The organism is Burkholderia glumae LMG 2196 = ATCC 33617 (assembly GCF_000960995.1).
GTDB lineage: Bacteria > Pseudomonadota > Gammaproteobacteria > Burkholderiales > Burkholderiaceae > Burkholderia > Burkholderia glumae.
On record NZ_CP009435.1, the window covers coordinates 1098996 to 1116068 of the forward strand.

Sequence of the window (17073 nt, forward strand, 5' to 3'; positions counted from 1 at the left end):
CGCCGGCCGCCGCGTCCGCTTCATTCGGCGTCGGGTGGGGCGAGGCGTTCGGCCACCTCGCGCAGCCATGCCTCGCTCCAGGTCAGCGCGCCCACCCGCAGGTGCTCCACCACGCTGCGGACCCAGCCGAGTTCGGTCTCGACGGTGGCCTGCAGCAGCTCGCCCTCGAGCAGGAACAGCCGTGGGATCTGCATCGCGAGCGCCGCGTTGCGCGCGGCATCGAGGCGTTCGAGCTCTTCCTCGAGCGCGCCGAGCCGCGCTTCGAGCTGGCGGCGCGCGTCCTCGACGGACAGCAGCGGCAGCACCGACAGCGCCACCGGAAACGCCGGGAATTCGCGCGCCGGCTGCGCGAGCTGGTCGCGCAGCCAGGAGCGTGCGCAGTCGCGGCCCGCGTCGGTGATCGCGTAGACGGTGCGTTCCGGAAACATCCCGTCGCGCTCGGTGTCGTGGACCACCACCAGCCGTTCGCGCAGCAGCCGCTCGAGCGTCTGGTAGAGGCTGTTGCGCTGGCGCACGTTGATCACGTCGTCCTTGCCGCGCAGCTTGATGAGCTGCTGGATGCGGTAGGCATGCATCGGCGCTTCGGTCAGCATCGCGAGTATCGCGAGCGCCAAGGGGGAGAATTTCGGCATGTGTCCCGCGTAACGGCCATCGTCAAAAAATGACTGGTTATTTTATGACCTGAGGTGGCGCGGCACAACGCGGCCGCGACCGTACCGGGCCGCCGGCTCAGCCGAGGTGGGTGCGCTTGGCCGGCGCCTCGGGCGTTTCCATCGTGGCCAGGCCGTGCACGATCCCGCAGTCCTCTACCGTGTGCTCGCCCTGGCACCGGTCGCGCAGGTCCGAGAGCTGCGCCTTCAGGTGCTGCAGTTCGACGAGCCGTGCGTTCACATGGCCGATGTGCTCGTCGAGCAGCGCGTTGATCGAATCGCAGCGGTCGGACGGGTCGTCGGTGAGGCGCAGCAGCGCGCGGATCTCGTCGTGCGTCATGTCGAGCGCGCGGCAGTTGCGGATGAAGCGCAGGCGCTCGACGTGGACCTCGGTGTAGCGCCGGTAGTTCGCGTCGGTGCGCTCCGCATCCGGCATCAGGCCCTCCTTCTCGTAGAAACGGACGGTCTCGGGCGTGCAGCGGGCGGCTTTCGCGAGTTCGCCGATCTTCATTGCAATCTCCTGTCGGAAGCGGTTGACCTTGAAGTGGCTTCAGGGTGTTAACTGTACACCGTCCAGCAACCAGGAGAGGGTCATGGCCCAGGTGAACGAACTGCCCGACGCGGCTGACGCCGACATGGCCGGGCCGCGCGCGGCAACGGCCTGCTGCGGCGCCGCGCGGACAAGCGGGGCGCCGCGGGCGGGCGCGTGCGCGCACGATGATCACGGCCATGCCGCCGGCCATGCGCACGGGCACGCACCGGGCCACGGCCATTCGCACGAGCACGCGTCGGACCACGGTCACTCGCACGACCACTCGTCGAATCGCGCGCATTCGCACGACCACGACCACGGCGCCGACTGCTGCGCGCCCGCGGCGCGCGCGCTCACGCCGCTGCCGGACACCAGCCGGCTCGCCGACGGCAGCGAGCGCACCGCGTTTCGCATCATGCAGATGGACTGCCCGACCGAGGAGACGCTGATCCGCAAGAAGCTCGGCGGGATGGCCGCGGTCACCGCCCTCGATTTCAACCTGATGCAGCGGATGCTGACGGTGGTGCATGCGCCGGGCGCAGCCGGCGCGGTGGCCGCCGCGATCCGCTCGCTCGGCATGACGCCGGAGGCGGCCGGCGCCGGTGCGTCCGCCGCCGGCGCGGTGCGCGCGGCCGAGGCGAAGCCGCTCTGGCCGCTCGTCACGGCCGGCGCGGCGGCGCTCGCCTCCGAGGCGCTGACCTGGGCCGGCCTGCCGAGCTGGCTGGCGGCGCTGCTCGCGGTGGCCGCCGTCGCGCTCTGCGGCTCGAGCACCTATCGCAAGGGCTGGATCGCGATCCGCAACGGCAACCTGAACATCAACGCCCTGATGAGCATCGCCGTGACGGGCGCGATGCTGATCGGCCAGTGGCCCGAGGCCGCGATGGTGATGGTGCTGTTCACGATCGCCGAGCTGATCGAGGCGAAGTCGCTCGACCGTGCGCGCAATGCGATCCAGGGCCTGATGCGGCTCGCGCCCGACACGGCCACGGTGCGCCGGCCCGACGGCAGCTGGGCCTCGATGGCGGCCGCCGAGGTCGCGCTCGGCGCGATCGTGCGCGTGCGGCCGGGCGAGCGCGTCGGACTCGACGGCGAGCTCGTGGCCGGCCGCTCCACGGTGAACCAGGCGCCGATCACGGGCGAGAGCCTGCCGGTCGAGAAGGCGCCCGGCGACGCCGTGTTCGCCGGCACCATCAACGAGGCCGGCTCGTTCGAGTACCGCGTCACGGCGGTGGCCTCGAACACCACGCTCGCGCGCATCATCCACGCGGTCGAGGCGGCGCAGGGCGCGAAGGCGCCCACCCAGCGCTTCGTGGACCGCTTCGCGCGCGTCTACACGCCGATCGTGTTCGCGATCGCGCTGGTGGTGGCGCTCGCGCCGCCGCTGCTGGCGGGCGGCGCCTGGCACGACTGGTGTTATCGCGCGCTGGTGCTGCTGGTGATCGCCTGCCCCTGCGCGCTGGTGATTTCCACGCCGGTGACGATCGTCTCGGGGCTGGCGTCCGCGGCGCGGTGCGGAATTCTCGTGAAGGGCGGTGTCTATCTCGAGGAAGGCCGCAAGCTCGGCTGGCTCGCCCTCGACAAGACCGGCACGCTCACGCACGGCAAGCCGGTGCGCACCGATGTCGAGCCGTTCGCGCGCGACGTCGAGCCGGCGCGCGTCGCATGGCTCGCCGCCAGCCTCGCGAGCCGCTCCGATCACCCGGTCTCGCAGGCGCTCGCAACCGCGGCGGCGGCCGAGGGCGTGCGGGCATTCGCCGAAGTGGACGGCTTCGAGGCGCTGCCCGGGCGCGGCGTGCGCGGCGAGATCGAGGGCGTCGCCCACTGGCTCGGCAATCGCCGGCTCGCGGCCGAGCTCGGCCGCGCCTCGGCGGCGCTCGACGCGCGCGTGGCCGAGCTCGAGGCGCAGGGCAAGACCGTGGTGATGCTCGGCGACGCGGTGCGCGTGCTCGGCCTGTTCGCGGTGGCCGACACGGTCCGCGACACGAGCCGCGAGGCGGTGGCGCAGCTGCACGCGCTCGGCATCCGCACGGCGATGCTGACGGGCGACAACGCGCATACCGCCGCGGCGATCGCGCGCGAGGTCGGCATCGACGACGCGCGCGGCGGCCAGCTCCCCGAGGACAAGCTCGCCGCGGTCGCCGAGCTGGCCCGGCAGGGCCGCGCGGTGGGGATGGTCGGCGACGGCATCAACGACGCGCCCGCGCTCGCGCGCGCCGACATCGGCTTCGCGATGGGCGCGATGGGCACCGACACCGCTATCGAGACGGCCGACGTCGCGCTGATGGATGACGACCTGCGCAAGATCCCCGCGTTCGTGCGGCTTTCGCGCGCCACCCATCGCGTGCTGCTGCAGAACATCGGTTTCGCGCTGGTGGTGAAGCTGGTGTTCCTCGGGCTCACCCTGGCCGGCCTCGGCACGATGTGGATGGCCGTGTTCGCCGATGCGGGCGCGAGCCTGATCGTCGTCGCCAACGGCCTGCGGCTGCTGCGCGCCTCGCGCTGACGGCGGGCGAAATGGGGCCGCTCGCGAGATGGCTCGACCGGCTGCTGCGCGGGGCCGGGCCCGCGTTTCACGTCCGACGCGACGGCCGCGCACCCGACGGCCGCGCGACCGGCCCGGACGGCGCCGCGGGCCGGCGGCCCCGCTTCATGCGGCCCCGGTTCGGGCGGCCGCGCGCGGGCGGGACGAGCGCGGCCCCGGTCTGCCGGCGCTGCCGCGCCCCGCTCGACCCGGCCGCGAGCTGGTGCGTTCATTGCGGCACGCGTTCGCGCTGAGCCGCGCGCGCCGCGGGCCGGGCCGGCAAGGCCGCGGCTGCGCACCGCGTCGCGCGGCGGCCCGCTCCCGGCACCGCGTCGATCGCCCCGCTCGCGGTGGCGCGCGCCATGTTTGCCGATTTTCGATAACGCGCGGATTTATGACTCTCTAGCATCGGTCACCGATCACCCGTTCCCGCCGCGCCGCATCAGGCGCGGCCGGCCCGAACGGGTTCCATTCACAAGGAGAGCAGGCGATGCACGCAGAGTCGAACGGCCGTCCCGCAGCGGGCGGCGCGCCGGGGCCGGCGCTGAAACAGACCCTCGGCACCTGGCAGCTGTGGGGGATCGCGGTCGGCCTGGTGATCTCGGGCGAATATTTCGGCTGGAGCTACGGCTGGGCCAGCGCCGGCACGCTCGGCTTCGTGGTCACGGCGCTGTTCATCGCGGCGATGTACACCACCTTCATCTTCAGCTTCACCGAGCTGACCACCTCGATCCCGCACGCGGGCGGCCCGTTCGCCTACGCGCGCCGCGCGTTCGGCCCGGCGGGCGGCTATCTGGCCGGCGTCGCCACGCTGGTGGAGTTCGTGTTCGCACCGCCCGCGATCGCGCTCGCGATCGGTGCCTACCTGCACGTGCAGTTCCCGTCGCTGGAGCCCAAGCACGCGGCGATGGGCGCCTATCTCGTGTTCATGGCGCTCAACATCGTCGGTGTGCAGATCGCCGCCACCTTCGAGCTGATCGTCACGCTGCTGGCGATCTTCGAGCTGCTGGTGTTCATGGGCGTGGTGTCGCCGGGCTTCTCGTGGGACCACTTCGCCAAGGGCGGCTGGGGCGGTGCCGATCATTTCTCGCCCGGCGCGCTCCACGGCATGTTCGCGGCGATCCCGTTCGCGATCTGGTTCTTCCTCGCGATCGAGGGCGTGGCGATGGCCGCCGAGGAGGCGAAGCATCCCAGGCGCTCGATCCCGATCGCCTACGTGGCCGGCATCCTCACGCTGGTGGTGCTGGCCGTGGGCGTGATGGTGTTCGCGGGCGGCGCGGGCGACTGGACCAAGCTCGCCAACATCAACGATCCGCTGCCGCAGGCGATGAAATACATCGTCGGCGAGCACAGCGGCTGGATGCACATGCTGGTCTGGCTCGGCCTGTTCGGCCTGGTCGCGTCGTTTCACGGCATCATCCTCGGCTATTCGCGCCAGATCTTCGCGCTGGCGCGCGAGGGCTACCTGCCCGAATGGCTCGCCAAGGTCCACCCGCGCTTTCGCACCCCGTATCGCGCGATCCTGGCGGGCGGCGTGGTCGGCATCGCGGCGATCTACAGCGACGAGCTGATCCAGTTCGGCGGCCAGACCCTGACCGCGAACATCGTGACGATGTCGGTGTTCGGCGCTATCGTGATGTATATCGTCAGCATGGCCGCGCTGTTCAAGCTGCGCCGCAGCCAGCCGGCGATGGCGCGGCCGTTCCGTGCGCCGCTCTATCCGCTGTTTCCGGCGTTCGCGCTGGCCGCCGCGCTGGTGTGCCTGGCCACCATGGTCTATTTCAACGCGCTGGTCGCGCTGGTGTTCCTGGTGTTCGTCGCGCTCGGCTACGGCTACTTCATCGCGACGCGCTCGCAGCGCGCGGCCGCGCCGGCCGAGGCGCTGCTCAAGGAATGACGCACGGCGCGCGCGCCGGCCCCGTGCCGCGCGCGCCGCCCGATTGCAGGAGAGGATGCAGATGGCCCATACCGAGACGATCGGCGCGCGGACCTACCGCTTCGCGGACCTGAAGACGCTGCTCGCGCGCGCCAGCCCGCTGCGCTCGGGCGACCAGCTGGCCGGGCTCGCCGCGGCCAGCGAGGAGGAGCGCGTGGCCGCCAAGATGGCGCTCGCGAACGTGCCGCTCAAGGCGTTCCTGAACGAGGCGCTGATTCCCTACGAGCGCGACGAGGTCACGCGGCTGATCGTCGACACGCATGATGCGGGCGCGTTCGCCGAACTCGCGCACCTGACGGTGGGCGAGTTCCGCAACTGGCTGCTGTCGCCGGCCGCCGACGGCGCCGCGCTGGAGCGCGTGGCGCCCGGCCTGACGCCCGAGATGGTGGCGGCCGTCTCGAAGCTGATGCGCAACCAGGACCTGATCGCGGCGGCCCGCAAGCGCCGCGTGGTCACGCGCTTTCGCAACACCGTGGGGCTGCCGGGGCGCCTGTCGGTGCGGCTGCAGCCGAACCATCCGACCGACGACGTGAAGGGCATCGCCGCCTCGATGCTCGACGGCCTGATGTACGGCTCGGGCGACGCGATGATCGGCATCAATCCCGCCACCGACAGCCTCGCCGCGATCACGAAGCTGCTCGCGATGATCGACGCGTTCCGCGAGCGCTACCGGGTGCCGACCCAGTCCTGCGTGCTGACCCACGTCACCAACACGATCGCGGCGATCGAGAAAGGCGCGCCGGTGGACCTGGTGTTCCAGTCGATCGCCGGCACCGAGCAGGCCAACGCGAGCTTCGGCATCACGCTCGCGCTGCTCGACGAGGCGCACCAGGCCGCGCGCTCGCTCGGGCGCGGCACCGTCGGCGACAACCTGATGTACTTCGAGACGGGCCAGGGCAGCGCGCTGTCGGCCAACGCCCATCACGGCGTGGACCAGCAGACCTGCGAGGTGCGCGCCTACGCGGTGGCGCGCCGGTTCCGGCCGTTCCTCGTCAACACGGTGGTCGGCTTCATCGGCCCCGAGTACCTGTACGACGGCAAGCAGATCATCCGCGCCGGGCTCGAGGATCACTTCTGCGGCAAGCTGCTCGGCGTGCCGATGGGCTGCGACATCTGCTATACGAACCACGCCGAGGCCGACCAGGACGACATGGACACGCTGCTGACGCTGCTCGGCGCGGCCGGCATCAACTTCATCATGGGCATCCCCGGCGCCGACGACGTGATGCTGAACTACCAGAGCACCTCGTTCCACGACGCGCTCTACGTGCGCGAGGTGCTCGGGCTGCGGCGCGCGCCCGAGTTCGAGGAGTGGCTGGAGACGATGGAGATCGCCGACGCGAAGGGCGCGCTGCTGCCGGCCTCGCCGCGCACGCCGCTGCTGGCCGGCGCCGATGGGTGGATGGGGCTCGGCGCATGACGGACCCGGTCGAGAAGGACCCGTGGGGCGCGCTGAAGTCGTTCACGAACGCGCGCATCGCGCTCGGCCGCGCGGGCAGCAGCCTGCCCACCGCGCCGCTGCTCGCGTTCAACCTCTCGCACGCGCAGGCGCGCGACGCCGTGCACCAGCCGCTCGACGCCGACCGGCTGCGCGGCGAACTCGAGGCGGCCGGCTTCGCGACGCTGGCGGCCGACAGCGCCGCGCCCGATCGCCAGCACTACCTGCGGCGGCCCGACCTCGGCCGGCGCCTGTCGGAGCCGAGCCGCGCGGCGCTGGCGGCCGCCGGCGCGGCGGGCGCGCCCGACCTGGTGTTCGTGGTCGGCGACGGATTGTCGGCGTTCGCGGCCGCGAAGCAGGCGCTGCCGCTGCTGAACGCGGTGCGCGGGCGGCTCGAGGCCGACGGCTGGACGCTCGGCCCGGTGGTGGTGGCGCGCCAGGCGCGCGTCGCGCTCGGCGACGAGATCGGCGAGCTGCTGCGCGCGCGCTTCGTGGCGATGCTGATCGGCGAGCGGCCGGGGCTCAGTTCGCCCGACAGCCTCGGCGTGTATCTGACTCACGCGCCGCGGGTGGGCTGCCACGACGCGCAGCGCAATTGCATCTCGAACGTGCGGCCCGAGGGGCTGCCGCATGCGGCAGCCGCGCACAAGCTGCACTATCTGCTGACGCAGGCGCGGCGGCTCGGGCTGACGGGCGTGGGGCTCAAGGACGACAGCGACGCGCTGCTGCCGGGAAGTCCGGAGCGGGAGCGGATCGACCGGCGGTGACGCGCACGCCGGGCGCGACGGCGACGCGGGCGAGGGGCCGCGAGGGCGGCGGCGCGTCGTGCCGAAGCGGCGCCCGGCACCGCCGGCGGGACGGGGGCGGTGCGTGACGGCCTCACGAAGCGGGACGTAGGCGGTCCGCCTCATGGTGCCGGCCGCGTCGAGCCAGACGCAAAAAAAGCGCCGGCGATCCGCCGCCGGCGCTTGTCCAAGCCCCCTGGGGTCTGCCGCCGTCCCGTGACCGTCGAGCGGCGGCGCTGGGGCGAACGCGATTCAGAACAGGCCGGCCGGCTTGTCGCTATAGCTGACCAGCAGGTTCTTGGTCTGCTGGTAGTGGTCGAGCATCATCTTGTGCGTCTCGCGGCCGATGCCGGACTGCTTGTAGCCGCCGAACGCCGCGTGCGCCGGATAGGCGTGGTAGCAGTTGGTCCAGACGCGCCCGGCCTGGATGTTGCGGCCGAAGTGATAGGCGCGGTTGCCGTCGCGGGTCCAGAGGCCGGCGCCCAGGCCGTAGGGCGTGTCGTTGGCGATCTCGAGCGCCTCGGCCTCGTTCTTGAAGGTGGTCACCGACAGCACCGGCCCGAAGATCTCCTCCTGGAAGATGCGCATCTTGTTGTGGCCGCGGAACACGGTCGGCTTCACGTAGAAGCCGCTCGCCAGTTCGCCCGTCATGGTGTTGCGCGCGCCGCCCGTCAGGCATTCGGCGCCTTCCTGGCGGCCGATCTCGATGTACGACAGGATCTTCTCCATCTGCTCCTCGGAGGCCTGCGCGCCGATCATGGTCTGCGCGTCGAGCGGATGGCCCTGGCGGATCTTTTCGACGCGCTGCACGGCGCGCTCGATGAAGCGCTCGTAGATGCTTTCCTCGACCAGCGCGCGCGACGGGCAGGTGCAGACCTCGCCCTGGTTCAGCGCGAACATCGCAAAGCCCTCGAGCGCCTTGTCGAAGTAGCTGTCGTCGCGGTCCATCACGTCGGCGAAGAAGATGTTCGGGCTCTTGCCGCCGAGTTCGAGCGTGACCGGGATCAGGTTCGCGCTCGCGTAGCCGGCGATCAGGCGGCCGGTGGAGGTCTCGCCGGTGAACGCGACCTTGGCGATCCGCTTGCTGGAGGCGAGCGGCTTGCCGGCCTCGAGCCCGAAGCCGTTGACGATGTTGAGCACGCCGGGCGGCAGCAGGTCCTGGATCAGCTCGGCCCACACCAGGATCGAGGCCGGGGTCTGCTCGGCCGGCTTCAGCACCACGCAGTTGCCGGCCGCGAGCGCCGGAGCGAGCTTCCAGGTGGCCATCAGGATCGGGAAGTTCCACGGAATGATCTGGCCGACCACGCCGAGCGGCTCATGGAAGTGGTAGGCCACCAGGTCGCCGCCGATGTCGGCGATCGAACCTTCCTGCGCGCGCACGCAGCCCGCGAAATAGCGGAAATGGTCGATGGCGAGCGGGATGTCGGCCGCGGTGGTCTCGCGCAGCGGCTTGCCGTTGTCGATCGTCTCGGCCACCGCGAGGCGTGCCAGGTTCGCCTCCATGCGGTCGGCGATCTTGAGCAGGATGCCCGCGCGGTCGGCCGCCGGGGTCGCGCCCCAGGCGGCGCGCGCCGCGTGCGCCGCGTCGAGCGCGAGCTCGATGTCGGCTGCCTGCGAGCGCGGGATCGACGTGAACGGCTTGCCCGTGACGGGCGAGACGTTGTCGAAATAGTCGCCGCCGACCGGCGGCACCCATTTGCCCCCGATGAAATTCCCGTACTGCTTGCGGTACGGGAATTCGATGTTCAGGTGTTGCATCTCGGCGTGATTCATCGTGTCGCTCCTCACATGTTCGATCTAGGGAAACGCTGCGGCGGCTCGTCGAACGAACCGGCAGGGCGTGTTCGATACGCCAAAACCGTGCCAGCCCGCCGCGCCGCGGTGCGTGGGCGGCGCGCGCCGGTGCGGCGGTGCCGGGGCCGCGCCCGCCGCATCCGGCTGTGCCAAATTGGCGCGATCCACATGTGCGACGTTGTGCCACGGTTGAACAGTGCCCCGGGGGCCGGGTCCGCGGCGAAGGCGTGACCTGCGCGGGGCGCTCGGCTTCGCTGGCCGCGAGGTTTCGGCACGGGACTTGCGTTCTTGCCGCGATCGACGAGGAGGGCAGCGATGAACGCAGCGAGCGGAGCGAGCCGGGCGCCGGGCGGCGGCGCCGTGCCGGAAGCCGAAGACACGGCCGAAGACACGCGGCGCGCCGCCGGCGGCGCCGACGCGCCGGCCGGACGCGCGGTGGTCAGCGTCGCGCACGACGCCGACGAGCAGGCGCGCAACCTGGTGGGCTGGCGCCAGACCTACGATCAGCTCGCGGCCGGGCGCTTCGTCGGCACGCTGACCGAACTGCCGCTCGACACCATGAAGCTGTTTCGCGAAACCACCAGCCATACGCTGCGGCAGGCCTGCGAAGTGCGCGGCGACGCTTACTGGTTCGGCATTCCCGCGGTGCCGGACGGCGGTGCGCGGATCGATGCGCAGCCGATCGCGGCCGACGGCTTCGCCTGCCGGCCGGGCAACCTCGGGTTCGAACTGCTGACGCCGGCCGCGTTCTCGATCTACGGCGTGGTGGTGCGCGGCGACGTGCTGCGCCGCTATGCCGAGCAGGTCGAGCACGCCGGCCTGGACGACCGGCTGCCGCGCCAGCCGATGATCCATGTGGGCGCGGAGCGGCTCGCGCGGCTGCGTGCGCTGCTGGCCGCCTCGCTGGACGGCGCGGCCGGCCCGCGCGCGGCGCTGTCCGGCTGCGAGCGGCACGCCCTGCAGGCGGCCGTGCTGGCGGCGCTGTTCGACATCTGCGCGGGGCCGGACGCGGCGCGGCAGGCGGCCCCGGACGCGATCGCGCCGGCGCGGCGGCGCCGCATCGTCGCGCAGGCGCGCGACTACGTGCTCGCGCATCGCGGCCGCGCGGTGGGCGTGCCGGAACTCTGCGAGCAGCTGCACGTGAGCCGCCGCACGCTGCAGAACTGCTTTCAGGACGTGCTCGGGATGGCGCCCGCCACCTACCTGCGCGCCGTGCGGCTGAACGGAGCGCGGCGCGACCTGTGCGGCCGCGCGGCCGGCTCGGTGCAGGACGTGGCCGCCGCCTGGGGATTCTGGCACCTGAGCCAGTTCGCGAACGACTACCGGCGCATGTTCGGGATGCGGCCGTCCGAGGCGCTGCGCGATTCGGCGGGTTGAGGCGCCGACGCGAGGCCGACGCGGTTTCGTGCGGACAGCGCGCACAGCGCGGACGGCCGCCGGCGGCGCGCGCCACGCGCCGCATCGCGCTCGTTGCGCAGCAGGGCCGCGGCGCTGGCCCGCGGGCGCAAGCTGCCGGCCAGGCCCGGCGCCGCTCGGGGCGCTGCGCTGCCTGCCGCTTGACCGGCAATGCGGCGCTTCAGTCGCGCGCCCGCGGCCACGCGACCGCGTCCCAGTCGAAGGCGCGATAGGCCGCCGCCACGGCGGCGAGGTGGGCCGGCTCGTCGCTCGCGTGCCGGTCGCGCAGGGCGGCAGGCACCTCGAGGCGGGCCGCCACGCAGTGCGGATAGTCGCGCACGCGCAGCTCGGGCGCGATGCTCGTGAAGCAGGCCAGCGTGGGCACCCCGAAGCCGTCGGCGACATGGATCGCCGAGCTGTCGGCGCCGACCAGCAGGCGCGCGTCGCGGACCCAGGCGAGATAGGCGGCGGTGTCGGGCGACAGCGCGGACACGTCGGTGTAGTCGCGATGCTCGACCGGGCCGAAGCCGGCCACCGGCAGCCCGTAGCGCCGTGCGATGCGCGCCACGAGCGCGGCGCGTTCGGCCGCCGGGATGCTGCGCAGCGGCGTGCTCGCGTTGGCGCACAGCAGCGCGTAGGGCCGCCGGCGCCAGCCCGGCGGCAGCGCGGGCAGGGGCAGCCGCGCGAGCCACCGGTTGCGCTTGGCGGCGGCCGGGATCGAGCCCGGATCGGCGCCGAGCGCGTCGAGGAAGTAGTCGATCATCGGCAGCGCCGCGAACGCGGGCCGATAGAGCTGGTTGCCGACGTCGATGCGCGTGGCCGCCCGCGGCAGCGCGTCGAGCGGCCAGGGCAGCGTGCGCGGCGCCGCGGGCTCGCCGCCGGCGAGCCGGTACAGCGCCTCGACGTGGGCCGCCAGACGCGCCGGCCGGTACAGCACGATGCGCAGCGCCGGATGCGCGGCGCGCAACGCGGCCAGCGCGGTCAACCCGATGATCGAATCGCCGAGCGCGACGCCCATGCCGTTGATCACGTGGATTTCCTCGAGCCGAGCATAGTCGAGCCGGAACGGCCGTTCGGCCGCGTTGAGGATGCCGGCGTCGGCCTGGCTGGCCGCGACGTGGCCGGCCGGCGCATGGCCCGCCAGTTCCAGGTCGTAGGGCGCGACGAGCAGGCGCTCGGGGTTGAGCAGCGTGCCGGGGTGGCGCAGCGCGTCGGGCAGGCTCGGCGCGGCTGGGCCGGCGGGCGCGTTGGATTGCATGGGCGGTGTGTTCCTCGGGGCGGCGCCGGCGGCCCGGCGCGTTCGCCGTCGATGTTAGCGCCGCGCGCGTGATTCGGGGCGCCGCGCCGGGTGAGCGGCCGCGCGCGCGGCGCGGCGGGCGAGCGGGGCGGGCGAGAGGGGCGGACCAGGGCGGGCGCCTCGTCCGGCCGGCGGCGGCGGCCCGGCCGGCGCGCCGTCGCGCCGCCTCACGGCGCCTCGCCGCGCGCGCGCCGCCCCTGTTCGCGGATCTGCTCGAGCGTCGCGGCCGGCGTGCAGGCCTCCTGCGGGACCCGGATCTCGATCAGCGCGGGCAGCCCGCTCGCCAGCGCGCGCTCGAGCGCCGGCAGGAAGCCGGCGGTCTCGACCACGGTCTCGCCGTGCGCGCCGAACGCGCGTGCGTAGGCGGCGAAATCGGGATTGGTCAGTGCGGTGCCGTGGACGCGGTGCGGGTAATGACGCTCCTGATGCATGCGGATCGTGCCGAAATGGCCGTTGTTGACGACGATCACGACGATCGCGAGCCCGTACTGCATCGCGGTGGCGAGTTCGTTGCCGGCCATCATGAAGCAGCCGTCGCCGGCCAGCGCCACGGCCACGCGCTGCGGATAGAGCGATTTCGCGGCGAGCGCGGCCGGCACCCCGTAGCCCATCGCGCCGCTGGTGGGGGCGAGCTGCGAGCGGAACTGCCGGTAGGCGTAGTGGCGGTGCAGCCAGATCGCGTAATTGCCGGCGCCGTTGGTGACGATCGCGTCGTGCGGCAGCCGCTCGCGCAGCTGCTGGATGATCTCGCCGAGCTGGACGCGGCCCGGCATCGGCAGCGGCCGGCGCCACGCGAGGCAGGCCGCGTGCGCCTCGGCCGCGCTGCCGGCCCACGGCAGCCGCTCGGGCGGGGCGAGCGCGGCCAGCCGGGACGCGATTTCGGGCATGCCCGAGACGATCGGCAGGTCGGCGGCGTAGACGCGCCCCAGTTCGTCGGCGCCCTGGTGAACGTGGACCAGCGTCTGCCGCGTCTTCGGGATCTCCAGCAGCACGTAGCCGCCGGTGGTGGCTTCGCCGAGCCGGGGGCCGAGCACGAGCAGCAGGTCCGCCGCGTGGATGCGCCGCGCGAGCGCGGGGTTGATGCCGAGCCCGACGTCGCCGGCGTAGAGCGGATGCTCGTTGTCGAAGCAGTCCTGATAGCGGAACGCGCAGGCCACCGGCAGCTGCCAGGCCTCGGCGAAGCGGCGCAGGTCGGCGCAGGCGTCCACGCTCCAGCCGCTGCCGCCCGCGATCACCATCGGCCGCTCGGCGCGCGCGAGCCGCTCGCGCAGCTCGGCGAGCTGCGCCTCGGACGGTGCGGCGGCGATCCGCTTGGCCGCCGGCGGCGCCGGCTGCGGCGCGCAGGGCTCGGACAGCACGTCCTCGGGCAGCGCGAGCACCACCGGGCCGGGCCGGCCCGAAGTGGCGAGGTGGAACGCATGGCTCAGATATTCGGGGATGCGGCGCGCGTCGTCGATCTGCGCGACCCACTTGGCGAGTTCGCCGAACATGCGGCGGTAGTCGATCTCCTGGAACGCCTCGCGGTCGAGATGCCCGCGCGCGCACTGGCCGACCAGCAGGATCATCGGCGTGGAATCCTGGAACGCGGTGTGGACGCCGATCGACGCGTGGGTGGCGCCGGGGCCGCGCGTGACGAGCGCGATGCCGGGCCGGCCGGTCAGCTTGCCGACCGCCTCGGCCATGTGCGCGGCGGCGGCCTCGTGGCGGCAGACGACGGTGCCGATCCGTTCGGTTTCGTCGGCCAGCGCGTCGAGCACGGCGAGAAAGCTCTCGCCGGGTACGCAGAACACGCGCTCGACGCGGTTCGCGAGCAGGGCCTCGACGAGCAGGCGGGCGCCGGTGACGCTGGCGCTGGCGGCGGGGACGGCGGACTCCGGGACGATCGACATGACTGGCGGGCTCCCTCGGTGGCGGGACGGATAGCTTACGCCGGATGCGCGGGGGCGTGGCGGAGCAGCGCGGGACGCCCCGCAAACGCGGCGGAGGCGAGGCAGGGGGGCGGCCCGGCAGGGCAAGCGCGGCGCCAGGCGCCGCCGCAAGGCAGGCCGCGCGGAAGGCGGCGGGCCGCAGGCAGGCGCGGCCCGGGCCGCGGGACGCCGCAGCGCCTCACACCGGCGCGCGCGGCGCGCCGGCGGCGCTCAGCACTCGACGATGTTCACCGCGAGCCCGCCGCGCGAGGTTTCCTTGTACTTCGTCTTCATGTCGGCGCCCGTCTCGCGCATGGTCTTGATCACCGAGTCGAGCGACACGTAGTGGCTGCCGTCGCCGCGCAGCGCCATGCGCGCGGCGTTGACGGCCTTCACCGAGGCCATCGCGTTGCGCTCGATGCAGGGGATCTGCACCATCCCGCCCACCGGGTCGCAAGTCAGCCCGAGGTTGTGTTCCATGCCGATCTCGGCGGCGTTCTCGACCTGGCGCGGCGTGCCGCCCAGCACGGCGGCCAGCGCGCCGGCGGCCATCGAGCAGGCCACCCCCACCTCGCCCTGGCAGCCCACCTCGGCGCCCGAGATCGACGCGTTGAGCTTGTAGAGGATGCCGATCGCGGCGGCCGTCATCAGGAAGTCGATCACGCCCTGCTCGTTCGCGCCGGGCGTGAAGCGCATGTAGTAGTGCAGCACGGCGGGGATGATGCCGGCCGCGCCGTTGGTGGGCGCCGTCACCACCCGGCCGCCGGCGGCGTTTTCCTCGTTCACGGCGATCGCGTAGAGGTTGATCCAGTCGATCATCGAGAGCGGGTCGCGCAGCGCCAGCTCGGGATTGCCCGTCAGCGTGCGATACAGCTGCGGCGCGCGGCGCTTGACCTGGAACGGGCCGGGCAGCGTGCCGTGCGCGTCGGGGTTGCCGATCCCGCAGCCGCGCGACACGCACGACTGCATCACCTCCCAGATCTTCAGCAGGCCGGCGCGCGTGGCGGCCTCGTCGTGCCAGGCGCGCTCGTTGTCCCACATCAGCTGCGCGATCGACTTGCCGGTGCTGGCGGTCAGCGCGAGCAGCTCGGCGCTGGTGCGAAACGGGTAGGGCATCTGCTCGGCCGCGCTCAGCACCTTGGTGTTCGGCGCGCCGGCCGTCACCACGAAGCCGCCGCCCACCGACAGGTAGGTGGTCTCGCGCAGCGGCGCGCCGGCCGCGTCGCGCGCGCGCAGCGTCATCGCGTTCGGATGCTCGGGCAGCGCCTGCCGGTAGAAGCCGATCTGCTCCTTGAGCACGAACGGCACCGGATGGCGGCCCAGCAGCGCGAGCTTGCGCGTGTCGCGCACCTCGGCGAGCCGCGCGTCGATGGTGTCGGGGTCGACCGTATCGGGCGCGTCGCCCATCAGTCCCAGCATCACGCCGCGGTCGGTGCCGTGGCCCTTGCCGGTCGCGCCGAGCGAGCCGTACAGGTCGACCTTCACGGTGGCGGTGCGCTCGAGCAGCTCGTCGCGCTCGAGGCCCTGGACGAACATCAGCGCGGCGCGCATCGGTCCCACCGTGTGCGAGCTGGACGGGCCAATCCCGATTTTGAAAAGATCGAACACGCTGACTGCCATGGGGTTTCCTGTGATTCGGGGGATGCGGGGTTAACGGGCCGGCAGCGGCAGGCACGCGGCCACCCAGGCGGGCGGCTGCGGCGCGAGCAGCTGCGCGACGCGGGTGTAGCGGCCGTCCAGGCGGGCCGCCAGGTAGAACAGTTCGGTGGCGTTCTTCGGCGACCATGGCCCCGAGTAGCCGGGCAGGCCGGCCTCGCGGCGCTTCGCGTCGAACCCCACCGTGGAGTTCACGAACTCCTCGTGGGTCTTCTCGCCGCGTGCATATGGCACCAGCCAGTCGAGCGCGGCCTCGAGCGTCGCGCCGTTGGCGCCGCGCTCGCGCAGCCAGTTGCGGTTGAAGCGCCGCGCGGCGAGCGCGGCCGTCACGAGCGGCTGCAGGTCGTAGACGGCGTAATGCACGGCGTCGCGCTCGGTGAAGTCGAGCGTGGTGCCGTCGGGGGCGATGTTGTCGGCCAGGTGCTCGACGAACAGGCGCTGCGCGGCGTTCATCATCTTGCGGTCGCCGAGCGTGAAGGCGGCCAGCGCGATCAGCTTGATCCGGTGGCTCTGCCAGTTGTTGCGCCAGGTGCCCGTGAGCGGGCGCTTCTGCGCCTCGATCTGCGCGACGTAGCCGGCCCCGAGCTTGTCGATGAACGCGGCGGCGGCGTTGCGCGTCTTCACCGGCAGCGTGCTCGCGGTCATGTCGTAGGCCACGATCAGGCTTTCGAAGCGGGTCTCGTCGATCGGGTTGAAATCGGGCTGGTAGGTGGTCGTCCACGCCAGCAGGAAGCGGTTCACGAGCGCGAGATAGCGCGCGTCGTTGGTCACGCGCCAGGCAAGCGCCGCGTCGCGCATCAGCTCCATGTCGTTGAGCGCGGCCTCGCTCGCGTCGCGAATGCCCTCGTGCGGCAGCAGGCCCTCGGTATGGAGGTGGGCGAGCGCCTTCGGCTGCTCGTTGACGCGCGCCTCGACGCTGCGCACCAGCGCCTGCACGCCCGGCTCGGCCGAGGTCACCTCGTTGCTCTGCAGCGCGGGCGCCGCGCAAAAGTTCATCGCCGCGCGCGCCTGCGCCGCGGCTGCCAGCGCGAGGCAGGCCGCGAGCGCTGGCGCGAGCGCGCGCCAGGTTCGCCCGCGCGCGCGCGCTCTGTCCGAAAACACCTTACGCACCATGCGGAACTCCTCGATTGGCTGAATGGCGGTGTGTGATGTTATCCGGACT

Annotated in this window: 12 protein-coding genes; 5 read left to right on the plus strand and 7 right to left on the minus strand. The window is 72.6% G+C overall.

The features are described from left to right. Positions 1-20: 20 nt before the first annotated feature. Both KS03_RS17490 and cadR read right to left on the minus strand, forming a co-directional pair. On the minus strand, positions 21-632 hold the full coding sequence (locus tag KS03_RS17490) for a PadR family transcriptional regulator (protein ID WP_012734193.1): 612 nt from the start codon (positions 630-632) through the stop codon (positions 21-23). A gap of 97 nt (positions 633-729) precedes the next feature. Then, the gene (gene cadR, locus KS03_RS17495; RefSeq protein ID WP_012734194.1) at positions 730-1161 is read right to left on the minus strand and encodes a Cd(II)/Pb(II)-responsive transcriptional regulator; all 432 of its coding nucleotides are present in this window, start codon (positions 1159-1161) and stop codon (positions 730-732) included. Positions 1162-1243: 82 nt separating this feature from the next. Between cadR and KS03_RS17500 the strand changes: the two genes are divergently transcribed. From KS03_RS17500 to eutC, 4 genes are all read left to right on the plus strand, one after another. After that, positions 1244-3685, plus strand: a complete 2442-nt coding sequence (locus KS03_RS17500) for a heavy metal translocating P-type ATPase (RefSeq protein WP_012734195.1) — start codon at positions 1244-1246, stop codon at positions 3683-3685. Positions 3686-4193: 508 nt separating this feature from the next. Beyond that, complete coding sequence (gene eat / locus KS03_RS17505; protein ID WP_012734196.1) at positions 4194-5600, plus strand: ethanolamine permease; 1407 nt, start codon at positions 4194-4196, stop codon at positions 5598-5600. A gap of 61 nt (positions 5601-5661) precedes the next feature. Further along, the gene (locus KS03_RS17510; protein ID WP_012734197.1) at positions 5662-7059 is read left to right on the plus strand and encodes an ethanolamine ammonia-lyase subunit EutB; all 1398 of its coding nucleotides are present in this window, start codon (positions 5662-5664) and stop codon (positions 7057-7059) included. Next, positions 7056-7844: an ethanolamine ammonia-lyase subunit EutC gene (gene eutC, locus KS03_RS17515; protein ID WP_012734198.1), complete on the plus strand. Its 789-nt coding sequence runs from the start codon at positions 7056-7058 to the stop codon at positions 7842-7844. The genes KS03_RS17510 and eutC overlap by 4 nt, the downstream gene beginning before the upstream one ends. Positions 7845-8114: 270 nt before the next feature. On the opposite strand, the gene adh is transcribed toward eutC, so the two are convergent. Further along, positions 8115-9635: an aldehyde dehydrogenase gene (gene adh / locus KS03_RS17520; RefSeq protein ID WP_012734199.1), complete on the minus strand. Its 1521-nt coding sequence runs from the start codon at positions 9633-9635 to the stop codon at positions 8115-8117. A gap of 336 nt (positions 9636-9971) precedes the next feature. Between adh and KS03_RS17525 the strand changes: the two genes are divergently transcribed. Beyond that, positions 9972-11033 carry a helix-turn-helix domain-containing protein gene (locus KS03_RS17525; RefSeq protein WP_012734200.1) on the plus strand — a complete coding sequence of 354 codons (1062 nt, stop codon included), beginning with the start codon at positions 9972-9974 and terminating at the stop codon, positions 11031-11033. A gap of 199 nt (positions 11034-11232) precedes the next feature. Here KS03_RS17525 and KS03_RS17535 read toward each other — a convergent pair whose 3' ends face one another. From KS03_RS17535 to KS03_RS17550, 4 genes are all read right to left on the minus strand, one after another. Then, entirely contained in the window at positions 11233-12309 is a 1077-nt protein-coding gene (locus KS03_RS17535; RefSeq protein ID WP_012734201.1) for a glycosyltransferase family 9 protein, read from the minus strand. Positions 12310-12515: 206 nt separating this feature from the next. Further along, on the minus strand, positions 12516-14237 hold the full coding sequence (locus tag KS03_RS17540; protein WP_012734202.1) for a thiamine pyrophosphate-binding protein: 1722 nt from the start codon (positions 14235-14237) through the stop codon (positions 12516-12518). Between the two features lie 249 nt (positions 14238-14486). Continuing rightward, on the minus strand, positions 14487-15875 hold the full coding sequence (locus tag KS03_RS17545) for an L-serine ammonia-lyase (protein ID WP_012734203.1): 1389 nt from the start codon (positions 15873-15875) through the stop codon (positions 14487-14489). A gap of 30 nt (positions 15876-15905) precedes the next feature. Beyond that, positions 15906-17024 carry an alginate lyase family protein gene (locus KS03_RS17550; RefSeq protein WP_012734204.1) on the minus strand — a complete coding sequence of 373 codons (1119 nt, stop codon included), beginning with the start codon at positions 17022-17024 and terminating at the stop codon, positions 15906-15908. Positions 17025-17073: the final 49 nt, after the last annotated feature.